The sequence below is a fragment of the Comamonas testosteroni genome (genome assembly GCF_014076415.1).
Lineage (GTDB): Bacteria > Pseudomonadota > Gammaproteobacteria > Burkholderiales > Burkholderiaceae_C > Comamonas > Comamonas testosteroni_F.
This window is the reverse complement of record NZ_CP043568.1, coordinates 2,247,907-2,260,163: the sequence shown is the minus strand read 5'-3', so window position 1 is coordinate 2,260,163 and position 12,257 is coordinate 2,247,907. Positions and strand designations below refer to the sequence as shown.

The window sequence follows — 12,257 nt, the reverse complement described above, 5'->3', positions numbered from 1 at the left end:
CAATTCTGCCCTACCCCGACTGGTTCGCACCCAGTTCGAACAGATACGTTTTCAAAGATGGCGCGTCTGCCACAGATGCAGCCATCGTCTCTTTCAATTTTCTTTGGAGAACAACAATGGGTTTTCTCGCCGGTAAAAAGCTGCTGATCACGGGCGTCCTGTCCAACCGTTCCATTGCCTACGGCATTGCCAAGGCCTGCCACGAGCAAGGCGCAGAACTGGCTTTCAGCTATGTGGGTGAACGCTTCAAGGACCGCATTACCGAATTTGCTGCCGACTTCGACTCCAAGCTGGTGTTCGACTGCGACGTGGGCGACGACGCCCAGATTGAAAAGCTGTTCGCCGACCTGGGTGCCACCTGGGGCAAGTTCGACGGCTTTGTGCACTCCATCGGTTTTGCCCCCCGTGAAGCCATTGCCGGCAACTTCCTCGACGGTCTGAGCCGCGAGAACTTCAAGATCGCCCACGATATCAGCGCCTACAGCTTCCCAGCCATGGCCAAGGCTGCCCTGCCTTACCTGAACGACAAGTCCTCGCTGCTGACGCTGTCCTATCTGGGGGCTCTGCGCTCCATCCCCAACTACAACACCATGGGCCTGGCCAAGGCATCGCTGGAAGCATCCGTGCGCTACCTGGCAGAAGCCGTGGGCCGCACTGCCGACGGCCGCGCCATCCGTGCCAACGGCATCTCCGCCGGCCCCATCAAGACCCTGGCCGCCTCCGGCATCAAGGACTTCGGCAAGCTGCTGGGCCGCGTGGCCGATGCCGCTCCTCTGCGCCGCAATGTGACCATTGAAGACGTGGGCAATGTCGCGGCCTTCCTGCTGTCCGACCTGGCCTCCGGCGTGACCGCCGAGATCACCTATGTGGACGGCGGCTTCAGCCAGACTGCAGGCCTGTCTGCCGATCAGGTCTGAGCCCCAGGCTTTTGACGACACCAGCCCCGCAGGCCTCAGCAGCCTGCGGGGCTTTGTTTTTTGAGACCGCTGCCGACATCTTGGCCCTTGCCCTACAAGCGCGGCAAAGCACTGACGCTATGGTTCACAGTGTTTTCTCTATGGTTCTGACGAATATTCAAGAGGAGCTTACATGCCATATCGTTTTCTCATCCTGACCGCATCCGCTGCTGCCCTGACGGCCTGCAGCACCCCCGAGCCCCAGCCCGCCCAGGCCATCGCCAGGCTGCAGGCCACTTCGGGCAGCAAGGTCAGCGGCGATGTGAAATTCACCCAGAAGACCGGCCAGCAGGTGGTGGTCAATGCCGTGATTCACGGCCTCAAGCCCAATTCCGAGCACGGCTTTCACATCCACGACAAGGGCGACTGCGGCGACAACGGCAATGCCGCTGCCGGCCACTTCAACCCACTGGGCAATCCGCATGGCAAATATGACTCGACCCAGCACCATATGGGCGACCTGCCCAGCCTGAAGGCCGACTCCAACGGCGTGGCCACCGTCAACGTACAGTCGGCAGACATCACCTTGCTGGCCGGCCCCGGCAATGTCATAGGCCGGGCGGTCATCGTCCATGCACAGCCCGACGACTACACCACCCAGCCCACGGGCAATGCCGGCGCGCGCATCGCCTGCGCCGTTATCAGCCGCGACTGAAGGCCCTGCCCCGGGACAAAGCCGCTGCCTGGCCGCAGCGGCTTTTTCATTGGAATCAACACAATCCTTGATAGATAAGCCGCTGATAGCTATGTTCTTTGACATGGGTTCGTACCCGCATCGACAGCATAGGCTGCGCGCTCTAGCATGAGTTGCCTCTTTACCGGGAGATAGCCATGCCTGAACCACGGCACCGATCCCTGCGGGAATGCATTCTCTGGCTGGTCTGTGCCTGTCTCTGCATGGGCTTTGTTGCCGTGCGGGCCCAGACCACGGCACAGCCGCCTTCGCTGATGCTGGCCCAGGTCTGGCGCAGCGGCCTGCCGCTGCAGGATTATTGGGTCAGCGAAAAACTGGACGGCGTACGCGGCTACTGGAACGGCCACCAGCTCGTCAGCCGTGGCGGGCAGCGGATCGCGACGCCAGAGTGGTTTGTTCGGGACTGGCCTGCCACCCCCATGGATGGCGAGCTCTGGGCCGGACGCGGCCGGTTTGCCCATGCCCAGTCCACCACGGCACAGGCCATCCCGGACGACAGGGCCTGGCGCCAGATGAAATTCATGGTGTTCGATTTGCCCGCAGCTCCGGGCAGCTTTGACCAGCGCCTGCCGCTGTTGCAGCGCACCGTCGGGGCCATTGCCCAGGACTGGGTGCAGATGGTGGAGCAGCGCAAGCTGGGCTCGGAAGCCGAGTTGCGGCAATGGATGCACACAGTCGTCAAAGGCGGCGGCGAGGGCTTGATGCTGCACAAGGGCAGCGCACCCTATCGCCCGGGCCGCAGCGACGATCTGCTCAAGCTCAAGCCCTTCGATGATGCCGAAGCCCGGGTCATAGGCTACAAAAGCGGACGCGGACAATGGCAGGGCATGACGGGTGCGCTGCTGGTGCAGACCCCGGACGGCAAGCAGTTTTCACTGGGCTCCGGGCTGACGGCACAGATGCGCAAAAGCCCGCCTGCGCTGGGCAGCTGGGTCACCTACCGCTACCAGGGCCTGCACGAAAAAAGCGGCCTGCCGCGCTTTGCCCGCTTTTTGCGCATACGCAGCGAACCGGGCTTTCAGCCCGAGCCGGCAGGCCCGTGACTCGGGCTTCATCTCCGTCTGCGACTGCCGACCATGCGCCTCATGCCAACGGCGCCCAAGGCTACGGCAGTTGCGCCCCCAGGTCGCGCGCGGCCTGCAACACGTTTTTGACATAGCGTTCGTCATAGCGATGCGCTGGCATGGTCAGCGTCAGGGCGGCCGCCAGCTCCCCGTTGCGGCGAAAGACCGGTGCCGAGATGCCGGCGATCTCGCTGTGCCTGTCGCCCACCAGGGCTTCGTAACCATCAGCCCGTACACGCGCATAGTGGTTGCGATTTTTCTTCAACCAGTCGCCCAGCTCCGGGTCAAAAGCAACCAGCACGCGCCCGCCCGCGCCTTTGTCCAAGGGCAGCAGATCGCCGGTGCGCGCATGATCGCGCACCGGATGCGGCGAATCCACGCGGTACAGACACAGGCGTTCGCGCCCCTGGCGCACATGGTAGGCAGCGCTCTCGCCCGTGGCCTGCACCAGTGCGCGCAGCACCGGCATGACCAGCTTGTCCAGCGAGAAGCTCTGTTCGTAAACCGCATGCAGCCTGGCCACGGCCGGGCCCACCGCATAGCGCCCGTCATCCTGGCGCTGAACCCAGCCGCCATGCTCCAGAGAAGCCAGCAATCGCAGCACCGTGCTCTTGTAAAGGCGCGTGCGCTCGGCCAGCTCGGCCAGGCTCAGCGCGGCATCGCCATCCTGGAATGCGCCCAGCACACTGAGGGCGCGGTCCACGGCTGCCACACCGCCAGGCGCGGCATTCTCGTCGGCTACGGATTCATTCAGGGATTTACGCGGCATGAAAAACTCCTGCCCCGCATCTTGACAGGGCATCAGGACGCAAGGCAATATTTCAATAGAAAGAATTAAGTTCTATTAGATAGAACACCATTAAAGCATTGTGTCAGCTGCAATGCAAGCATGAAATCCAAGTGAGGCAACCATGTCATTCCCCCACCGCTTCGATCTCCTGATCAGCGAAGTCGGCCCCCGCGACGGCCTGCAGTCGGTCTCTGCCACCATGAGCACGGCCCATAAATACGCCTGGATCGATGCCCTGGTGGCAGCGGGCGTGCAGGAAATCGAAGTCGGCTCCTTTGTCTCGCCCAAGCTGCTGCCTCAGATGGCCGATGCCGCCGAGGTCGTGCGCCACGCCGTCACCCACCCCGGCGTCACCATCATGGCCCTGGTGCCCAATCTCAAGGGAGCCGAAGCCGCCATGCGCGCCGGCGCGCACAAGATCACACTGCCCGTATCGGCCAGCCCCGCGCACTCCATGGCCAATGTGCGCAAGACACCCGCACAGATGGTGGAGGAAGTGCACGCCATCGCCAGGCTTCGCGACGAGATGGCCCCTGCCGTGCATATCGAGGCCGGCATCTCCACCGCCTTCGGCTGCACCTTGCAGGGCCTGGTGCCCGAGGACGAGGTGATCGCTCTGGCAGCAGCCTGCGTGGCTGCCGGCGCCGACGAATCGGGCCTGTCGGACACCACGGGCATGGCCAACCCGGCCCAGGTCAAGCGCCTGTTCACGCGCCTGCGCAGCGAACTCGGCGACAGGGCGGGCGCTGCGCATATGCACAACACCAGAGGCCTGGGCCTGGCCAACTGCCTGGCCGCCTATGAGGCGGGCGTGCGCACTTTCGACGCCTCCCAGGCCGGGCTGGGCGGCTGCCCCTATGCTCCCGGCGCCTCGGGTAATGTGGTGACCGAAGATCTGGTCTTCATGTTCGAAGCCATGGGGCTGCGCACCGGCATTGATATTGAGCGATTGCTTGCAGCGCGAGAAACGCTGGCCGCCGGCCTGCCCGGGGAGGCGCTGTACGGCATGCTGCCACCTGCAGGCCTGCCCAAGGGCTTTGTGCCTCACCGTTACTGATCACGCCTCGGCTCATACCGATGAGTCGAGCACCACAAGAGATGAATATGTACTCCTCAACCGAATCCGCCAGCACCAGCGCTGCTCCCCTGCCCTATGCAGGCATCCGCGTGGTGGAATTCACCCATATGGTCATGGGCCCCAGCTGCGGCCTGATGCTGGCCGACCTGGGCGCCGAAGTCATCAAGGTCGAGCCCGTAGGTCACGGCCGCAACGGCGATGCCACGCGCAAGCTGCTGGGCTCGGGCTCGGGCTTTTTCCCGCTGTTCAACCGCAACAAGAAAAGCCTGACGCTGGATCTGCAGACCCCCGAGGGCAAGGAGGCCGCGCTGCGGCTGATCGCCACAGCCGATGTGGTGACCGAGAACTTCAAGCCCGGCACCATGACCAAGCTGGGCCTGGACTATGAAAGCCTCAAGCAGCAGTTTCCACGCCTCATCTATGTGAGCCACAAGGGCTTTCTGCCCGGCCCCTACGAACACCGCACGGCCCTGGACGAGGTGGTGCAGATGATGGGGGGCCTGGCCTATATGACGGGCCGCCCTGGCGACCCGCTGCGCGCGGGCACCAGCGTCAACGACATCATGGGCGGCATGTTCGGCGCCATGGGAGCCATGGCAGCCCTGGCCCAGCGCGAGAAGACGGGCAAGGGCCAGGAAGTGCAAAGCGCACTGTTCGAGAACAATGTGTTTCTGATCGCCCAGCACATGATGCAGTACGCGGTGACTGGCAAGCCCGCAGCCCCCATGCCCGCACGCATTTCGGCCTGGGCGATCTACGACGTGTTCGAAGTCCAGGGCGGCGAGCAGATCTTTCTGGCCGTGGTCAGCGACGGCGCCTGGCGCGAGTTCTGCGATGCCTTTGGCCTGGAGCAATTGCGTGACGATCCGCGCCTTGGCAGCAACAACGATCGAGTGCAGGCCCGCAGCTGGCTGATGCCGCTGCTGCGCGAAACCATGGCCGGCTACAGCGCCGCGCATATCGCCAGCGTCTTCGAGGCAAAGGGCCTGCCGTTTGCGCCCATCGCCCGCCCGCACGATCTGCTCGAGGACCCTCACCTCAACGCCACCGGTGCGCTGGCCCCCATCACCCTGCCGGACGGCCGCGACAGCAAGACCGTGCTGCTGCCGCTGACCCTGGACGGCAAGCATCTGCAGGTGCGCCTCTCGCCGCCCAGACTCGGCGAGCACAGCCTGGAGATTCTGACGGCGCTGGGCTATAGCCAGGCCCAGGCCCAGGCGCTGGCACAGGGCCAGCCCGACTGAGCGGCCCTGCGGGGCCATCGCCCCGCACGACTCACCCACCCCAGAACAGGGCGCCCACGCGCGCCCTGCGGGGATTCTTTCGCCCCATTTCCATCATTCAGGAGACAAGACCATGCCGTACAGCCCCTCTTCCCGACACCCGAACCGCCGCCTGGCGATGGCAGCATGCGCGCTGACGGCCATGACGCTGGCCGCCGGCAGTGCTGCGGCCCAGCCCGGCGAATGGCCTGCCAAGTCGATACGCATGGTCGTGCCCTTCACGCCTGGCGGCGGCACCGACACGGTGACGCGCCAGATCAGCGAACGCATGGCGACCGCGAATCGCTGGGTCATCGTGGTGGACAACAAGCCTGGCGCAGGCGGCAATATCGGTCTCGATGCTGTCGCCAAGGCACCGGCCGACGGCTATACCTTCGGCATGGGGCAGACTGCCAATCTGGCCATCAATCCCTCGCTGCTGCCCAGCATGCCGTTCAACGCCAAGACCGATCTGCTTCCCGTGGCGCTGGTGGCTTCTCAGCCCGTGGTGCTGGTCGTGCCCACCGATTCGCCCTGGAAATCGCTGCAGGACCTGATCGCCGCAGCCAAGGCCCAGCCTGGAGCCATCAAGCAAGGTCTGGCTTCCACGGGCACCGTCGGGCATCTGGCAGGGGAAATGCTGTCCTTCAAGGCCAAGATCGATGTGCTCAACGTGCCTTACAAGGGCGCCGCGCCGGCCGTGACCGATCTGCTGGGCAAGCAGACCCACTATATGTTCGGCACGCCTCAGGCGGTCTACCCCATGATCAAGGGCCAGCGCCTGCGCGCACTGGCCGTGACTTCGGCCAAGCGTCTAGCCATCCTACCCCAGGTACCCACCGTGGCCGAGTCCGGCTTTCCCGGCTTTGAAGCCGTGGACTGGAAATTGATCGTGGCTCCCAGGAACACGCCTGCAGCGCTGGCGCAGAAGATCAACGCCGCAGTCAACACCGGTTTGCAGGACCCTGCAGTGCTCAAGCAGTTGCAGTCCGAAGGCAGCACACCCATGGGGGGCAGCCTTCAGGATGCCCAGGCCTATCTGCAAAAGGAGCAGGCAGGCTGGGCCGCGCTGATCCGCGACGCGAAGATCACTCTGGAATAGTCATCAAAAGCAGGAGCGGCTTGCGCAATAACCACCTGTTTCTCAAATAGGTTCATGCCTGTACGCAACTCAGGTCAAGCGCAAGCAGCTACTATTTTTGCTTCATGCAGCACAGCCCCTGAATGAACAGCACGGCCAGGCTCGCGCCTGCGGCATTGGCCAGCGCATCAAGCCACTCGGCTGACCGCGTGGTGGAGAAGCCGGCCTGCAGCAACTCGATCATGCCGCCATAGCCGGCACAGATCAGCACCACGGCCAGTGCTTGCCCGGCGCTCCAGCGCAAGCCCGTAGCATGCGCACGCGCCAGCCCCGCGCAGCAGAGCAAACCCGCCAGCACCGTATGCAGGCCGGCATGCACCAGCTTGTCCGCGTGCTCGAAGCCACGCAGAAACGGGAACAGCCTGAGAATCAGCCCACCGCTGCTGCCTGTCTCATTGAGGCAGCCCCAGAGCATGAACAGGGCCCAGCCCAGGCTGGCTGCCGCCAGCAGCTTCCACAGAGGCACGGGGCCAGCCGGTTGCAGGAATGGATGCATGGCAGGGATATGAAAAAGCCCGAAGTGCAGGCACTCCGGGCTGATGTGCAAAAGGCCGGGGTCACCCCGACCTTGCAAAAGCCAAGGCTTATGCAGCCTTCCGTGCAGTTTGGGCCGCGACCTTCACTGCCGGCTTTGCGGTGGACTTGGCCGCTGCCTTTGTTGCCGGCTTTGTTGCCGCCTTTTTGGCAGGCGTCTTGGCAACGGTCGTGGCTACGGGCGCCGCAGCCGTCTTCTTGGCTGCCGTCTTCTTTGCAGCGGGCTTCTTCACCGCAGCAGTCTTTTTCACTGCCACAGGCTTGACGCCTTCCCCGGCCACGCAGTCCGCGTAGTAGCGGATTTCGCCGTTTTCGTCTTCCAGCTCCACCAGGCCGTGGATATCGGTCTCGAAGCCCGGGCATTCCTTGGCGAATTCACGCGCAAACACCAGGTAGTCCACGATCTTCTTGTTGAAGACTTCACCGGGGATCAGCAGCGGAATTCCGGGTGGGTAAGGCGTGACCAGGCCCACGGTGGTGCGGCCGACCAGATGGTCGATTTCCACACGCTCGGTCTTGCGCTGCGCGATATGCGCATAGGCATCCGAGGGCTTCATCGCAGGCTTGAGATCCGACAGATACATCTCGGTCGTCAGGCGCGCAATATCGTACTTAGCATACAGCTCGTGCACGTGCTGGCACAGGTCCTTGAGGCCCATGCGCTCGTAGCGGCGGTGCTGCTGGCAGAACTCGGGCAGGATGCGCGCCAGCGGCTGGTTGCGGTCGTAGTCGTCCTTGAACTGCTGCAGCGCCGTCAGCATGGTGTTCCAGCGGCCCTTGGTGATGCCGATGGTGAACATGATGAAGAAGGAATACAGGCCGGTCTTCTCGACCACCACGCCATGCTCGGCCAGGTACTTGGTGACGATGGACGCGGGAATGCCGGTGTCGGCAAAGTCGCCATCCAGGTCCAGGCCGGGCGTGACGATGGTGGACTTGATGGGGTCCAGCATGTTGAAGCCGTCGGCCAGATCGCCAAAGCCGTGCCAGTTGTCGAACTCCTTGCCGTTCTTCTTGGAGCGGGTCTTGGTCGATGCGTCCGTACCGCGGATGATCCAGTCCTGGGCCGTGCCCACGCCTTCCTCGGCCAGGGCTTCAGGGCCCCAGACCTCGAACCACCAGTCGTCGTCGCCGAACTCGTCTTCCACCTTGCGCATGGCACGGCGGAAGTCCAGCGCCTCGACAATCGACTCCTCCACCAGCGCCGTGCCGCCGGGCGGCTCCATCATGGCAGCAGCCACGTCGCAGCTGGCGATGATGCTGTACTGGGGGCTGGTCGAGGTGTGCATCAGATACGCCTCGTTGAACAGCGGGTGATCCAGCTTCTCGGTCTGGCTGTCCTGCACCAGCACATGCGAAGCCTGGCTGATGCCGGCCAGCAGCTTGTGGATGGACTGGGTGGCATAGACCACCGAGTGCATCGGGCGCTTGCGCTTCTTGCCCATGGCGTGGTAGCTGCCATAGAAGGGATGGAAGGCAGCGTGGGGCAGCCAGGCTTCATCGAAGTGCAGATTGGCCACATAGCCGTCCAGCATGCCCTTGATGGTTTCTGTGTTGTAGAGCACGCCGTCGTAGGTGGACTGCGTCAGCGTCAGCACGCGGGGCTTGACGGCCTTGGCATCCACGCCCTTGAGCAGGGGGTTGGCGGCGATCTTGGCCTGTATGGACTCCACGCTGAATTCGCTTTGCGGAATCGGGCCGATGATGCCGAAGTGATTGCGCGTGGGCTTGAGGAACACCGGAATCGCACCCGTCATGATGATGGAGTGCAGGATAGACTTGTGGCAGTTGCGGTCCACCACCACCACATCGCCAGGTGCCACGGTGTGGTGCCAGACGATCTTGTTGGAGGTCGATGTGCCATTGGTCACAAAGTAGCAGTGGTCGGCATTGAAGATGCGCGCGGCATTGCGCTCGGACTCGCCGATGGCGCCGTTGTGGTCCAGCAGCTGGCCCAGCTCCTCCACGGCATTGCAGACGTCTGCGCGCAGCATGTTCTCACCGTAGAACTGGTGATACATCTGGCCCACGGGGCTCTTCAAAAAGGCCACGCCGCCCGAGTGACCGGGGCAGTGCCAGCTGTAGGAGCCGTCTTCGGCGTAGTCCAGCAGCGCCTTGAAGAACGGGGGCTGCACGCTCTCCAGATAGCTCTTGGCTTCGCGGATGATGTGCTTGGCCACGAACTCGGGCGTGTCCTCGAACATGTGAATGAAGCCATGCAGCTCACGCAGAATGTCGTTGGGCAGGTGACGGCTGGTCTTGGTCTCGCCGTAGATATAGATGGGCACCTCCTCATTCTTGCGGCGCACTTCACCGATGAAGTCGCGCAGGCTGTGAATGATGGGGTCCTTGTCGCCGCCGAGCTGGAATTCCTCGTCGTCGATCGACAAAATAAAGGCGCTGGCCCGGCTTTGCTGCTGGGCGAACTGCGACAGATCGCCATAGCTGGTCACGCCCAGGACTTCAAAGCCCTCTTCTTCAATGGCTTGAGCCAGGGCGCGGATACCCAGTCCCGAGGTGTTCTCGGAACGATAGTCCTCGTCGATGATGACGATGGGAAAGCGAAACTTCATGAACAGCCTCCGTACCAATCAGGCCTAAAAAACGAAACAGCCGCGAAGTGTAAGGAATATCCTTATTGCGGCTTTGAAACAGGCTGTTTTTAACCCAGAATGTGGTGCACTAAATACAGGCCTTAACAGGAGCTCAGGTATGGATCACTCCACCGCGTGGTGGTTGCTTGTCGGTTTGCTAGTCATTGCGGAGCTGTTGACCGGTACTTTCTATCTCCTCATGCTGGCTCTTGGTGCCATTGCCGGTGCGCTTTGCGCTCACTTCGGCCTGGGCACCAGCAACCAGATCGTCGCCGCGGCCCTGCTGGGCTCGGGCGCCGTCCTCGTCTGCTATCTGCTGCGCAAGCGCAGCCCGCGCAGACTGCCCTCCTCCAGCAATCGCGATGTCAACATGGATGTGGGCGAAACCGTGGTCGTGGAGCAGTGGAATGCCGACGGCACGGCCCAGGTCCGCTATCGCGGCGCCACCTGGACCGTCATGGGACGTCAGGGCGCCCTGCCCATCCCGGGCCCGCATCGCGTGGCCGAAGTCATTGGCAACCGCCTTCTGGTTGACAAGATCTGATCACCAGCCAGCCCCGGCATGGTTATGCTGGGCGCTGCAACGCTTCGCTCTCTTTCTTCACACCAACGCCCCACAAGGGCTGGAGACAATATGGATTACGCAGTCCCTCTCGCCATCGCCATCATTGCCGTCATCTTCATCGTCCGCTCGATCAAGGTGGTTCCCCAGCAGCATGCATGGGTCAAGGAGCGCCTGGGCAAATACGCAGGCACGCTCACACCCGGCCTGAACTTTCTGATCCCGTTCGTGGATCGCATCGCCTACAAGCACAGCCTCAAGGAAATTCCCCTGGACGTACCCAGCCAGGTCTGCATCACGCGCGACAACACGCAGCTGACCGTGGACGGCATTCTCTACTTCCAGGTTACCGACCCCATGCGCGCCAGCTATGGTTCGTCCAACTACATCATGGCCGTCACCCAGCTCGCCCAGACCTCGCTGCGCAGCGTGATCGGCAAGCTGGAACTGGACAAGACCTTTGAAGAGCGCGACATGATCAATGCCCAGGTCGTCAATGCCATCGACGAGGCTGCGCTGAACTGGGGCGTGAAGGTGCTGCGCTACGAAATCAAGGACCTGACACCGCCCGCTGAAATTCTGCGTGCCATGCAGGCCCAGATCACGGCCGAACGCGAAAAGCGTGCCTTGATCGCCGCCTCCGAAGGTCGCCGCCAGGAACAGATCAACATCGCCACCGGCGAGCGCGAAGCTTTCATCGCCCGCTCCGAAGGCGAGAAGCAAGCGGCCATCAACAAGGCGCAGGGTGAAGCTGCCGCCATCACCACCGTGGCCGAAGCGACCGGACAGGCGCTGGAGCGAGTGGCCACGGCCATTCGCCAGCCCGGTGGCGAGCAGGCCGTTCAGCTCAAGGTGGCTGAGAGCGCCGTGGAGGCCTACAGCAAGGTGGCTGCGGACTCCAACACCACCCTGGTCATTCCTGCGAACATGACCGAGGTCTCCGGCCTGATTGCCTCTGCCATGAAGATGGTTCAGGTGGGCAAGAGCGCCTGAGCCTGCTCGCTTCACGCTGCACGCAGAAAAGAACTTTCTGCACTTTCATTTTGAGGTCGAAATTTCTGGTTAGAATAGCGGCTTCATCACACGGAGCGGTGGATGAGTGGTTTAAGTCGCACGCCTGGAAAGCGTGTGTGGGTTAATAGCCCACCGCGGGTTCGAATCCCGCCTGCTCCGCCAGATTTTAAAATCAAGTCGACCACACTTGATTTTTTACTTCAGAAATGAAGTATTTTGGGATCGCTGTGGAGCGGTGGATGAGTGGTTTAAGTCGCACGCCTGGAAAGCGTGTGTGGGTTAATAGCCCACCGCGGGTTCGAATCCCGCCTGCTCCGCCAAATGATAAAAGGCCTTGAAGCAATTCAAGGCCTTTTTTCTTTTCACCGCATTCGAGCGTGAGTGCGAATTGAATTCACGGTGCAGCATTAGCACCACGCGTATCCAGCCTGGCGCCGGCAAGTGTGAGGGACGGCATGGTCTTGCCGCCACCCACGCGCAAAAAAAGAGCCAGGACTTCGTCCTGGCTCTTGCACCGGCAGCGCCGGATTGCTCCCGGCGGCCGCTCTCGCTTGGCGAGCTCGCGCGA

At 62.6% G+C, this 12,257-nt stretch carries 11 protein-coding genes and 2 tRNA genes; 10 read left to right on the top strand and 3 right to left on the bottom strand.

All coding sequences use genetic code 11. The features are described from left to right. Positions 1-116 precede the first annotated feature (116 nt). From fabI to F0P97_RS10310, 3 genes are all read left to right on the top strand, one after another. Positions 117-917: an enoyl-ACP reductase FabI gene (fabI, locus tag F0P97_RS10320; RefSeq protein ID WP_003063172.1), complete on the top strand. Its 801-nt coding sequence runs from the start codon at positions 117-119 to the stop codon at positions 915-917. 172 nt (positions 918-1,089) lie between these two features. After that, positions 1,090-1,611: a superoxide dismutase family protein gene (locus F0P97_RS10315; RefSeq protein WP_182286635.1), complete on the top strand. Its 522-nt coding sequence runs from the start codon at positions 1,090-1,092 to the stop codon at positions 1,609-1,611. A 176-nt stretch (positions 1,612-1,787) separates the two neighbouring features. Further along, positions 1,788-2,693, top strand: a complete 906-nt coding sequence (locus tag F0P97_RS10310) for a DNA ligase (protein ID WP_182286634.1) — start codon at positions 1,788-1,790, stop codon at positions 2,691-2,693. A 61-nt stretch (positions 2,694-2,754) separates the two neighbouring features. On the opposite strand, the gene F0P97_RS10305 is transcribed toward F0P97_RS10310, so the two are convergent. Then, a complete protein-coding gene (locus F0P97_RS10305) occupies positions 2,755-3,483 on the bottom strand; it encodes an IclR family transcriptional regulator (RefSeq protein ID WP_182286633.1) in 729 nt (242 codons plus the stop codon). A gap of 142 nt (positions 3,484-3,625) precedes the next feature. Between F0P97_RS10305 and F0P97_RS10300 the strand changes: the two genes are divergently transcribed. The 3 genes from F0P97_RS10300 (at position 3,626) to F0P97_RS10290 (ending at position 6,946) form a co-directional block, all read left to right on the top strand. After that, entirely contained in the window at positions 3,626-4,561 is a 936-nt protein-coding gene (locus F0P97_RS10300) for a hydroxymethylglutaryl-CoA lyase (protein WP_182286632.1), read from the top strand. A gap of 47 nt (positions 4,562-4,608) precedes the next feature. After that, positions 4,609-5,826, top strand: coding sequence for a CaiB/BaiF CoA transferase family protein (locus tag F0P97_RS10295; RefSeq protein ID WP_371878529.1), 1,218 nt, complete (start codon positions 4,609-4,611; stop codon positions 5,824-5,826). Between the two features lie 157 nt (positions 5,827-5,983). After that, entirely contained in the window at positions 5,984-6,946 is a 963-nt protein-coding gene (locus tag F0P97_RS10290) for a Bug family tripartite tricarboxylate transporter substrate binding protein (protein ID WP_232538251.1), read from the top strand. Between the two features lie 91 nt (positions 6,947-7,037). Here F0P97_RS10290 and F0P97_RS10285 read toward each other — a convergent pair whose 3' ends face one another. Then, the gene (locus F0P97_RS10285; protein ID WP_182286629.1) at positions 7,038-7,481 is read right to left on the bottom strand and encodes a VanZ family protein; all 444 of its coding nucleotides are present in this window, start codon (positions 7,479-7,481) and stop codon (positions 7,038-7,040) included. A gap of 88 nt (positions 7,482-7,569) precedes the next feature. Further along, positions 7,570-10,092, bottom strand: a complete 2,523-nt coding sequence (locus tag F0P97_RS10280; protein ID WP_182286628.1) for an arginine/lysine/ornithine decarboxylase — start codon at positions 10,090-10,092, stop codon at positions 7,570-7,572. Positions 10,093-10,231: 139 nt separating this feature from the next. Between F0P97_RS10280 and F0P97_RS10275 the strand changes: the two genes are divergently transcribed. The 4 genes from F0P97_RS10275 (at position 10,232) to F0P97_RS10260 (ending at position 12,009) form a co-directional block, all read left to right on the top strand. Beyond that, complete coding sequence (locus tag F0P97_RS10275; protein WP_114862288.1) at positions 10,232-10,657, top strand: NfeD family protein; 426 nt, start codon at positions 10,232-10,234, stop codon at positions 10,655-10,657. A 90-nt stretch (positions 10,658-10,747) separates the two neighbouring features. Next, positions 10,748-11,668, top strand: coding sequence for an SPFH domain-containing protein (locus F0P97_RS10270; RefSeq protein ID WP_003063190.1), 921 nt, complete (start codon positions 10,748-10,750; stop codon positions 11,666-11,668). Positions 11,669-11,760: 92 nt separating this feature from the next. Further along, positions 11,761-11,851 (top strand) — tRNA-Ser (locus F0P97_RS10265). Between the two features lie 67 nt (positions 11,852-11,918). Then, positions 11,919-12,009 (top strand) — tRNA-Ser (locus tag F0P97_RS10260). Positions 12,010-12,257 lie beyond the last annotated feature (248 nt).

Coding starts and splice junctions, on each gene's coding strand:
- fabI (WP_003063172.1), top strand. CDS start 117: ATGGGTTTTCTCGCCGGTAAAAAGCTGCTGATCACGGGCGTCCTGTCC.
- F0P97_RS10315 (WP_182286635.1), top strand. CDS start 1,090: ATGCCATATCGTTTTCTCATCCTGACCGCATCCGCTGCTGCCCTGACG.
- F0P97_RS10310 (WP_182286634.1), top strand. CDS start 1,788: ATGCCTGAACCACGGCACCGATCCCTGCGGGAATGCATTCTCTGGCTG.
- F0P97_RS10305 (WP_182286633.1), bottom strand. CDS start 3,483: ATGCCGCGTAAATCCCTGAATGAATCCGTAGCCGACGAGAATGCCGCG.
- F0P97_RS10300 (WP_182286632.1), top strand. CDS start 3,626: ATGTCATTCCCCCACCGCTTCGATCTCCTGATCAGCGAAGTCGGCCCC.
- F0P97_RS10295 (WP_371878529.1), top strand. CDS start 4,609: ATGTACTCCTCAACCGAATCCGCCAGCACCAGCGCTGCTCCCCTGCCC.
- F0P97_RS10290 (WP_232538251.1), top strand. CDS start 5,984: ATGGCAGCATGCGCGCTGACGGCCATGACGCTGGCCGCCGGCAGTGCT.
- F0P97_RS10285 (WP_182286629.1), bottom strand. CDS start 7,481: ATGCATCCATTCCTGCAACCGGCTGGCCCCGTGCCTCTGTGGAAGCTG.
- F0P97_RS10280 (WP_182286628.1), bottom strand. CDS start 10,092: ATGAAGTTTCGCTTTCCCATCGTCATCATCGACGAGGACTATCGTTCC.
- F0P97_RS10275 (WP_114862288.1), top strand. CDS start 10,232: ATGGATCACTCCACCGCGTGGTGGTTGCTTGTCGGTTTGCTAGTCATT.
- F0P97_RS10270 (WP_003063190.1), top strand. CDS start 10,748: ATGGATTACGCAGTCCCTCTCGCCATCGCCATCATTGCCGTCATCTTC.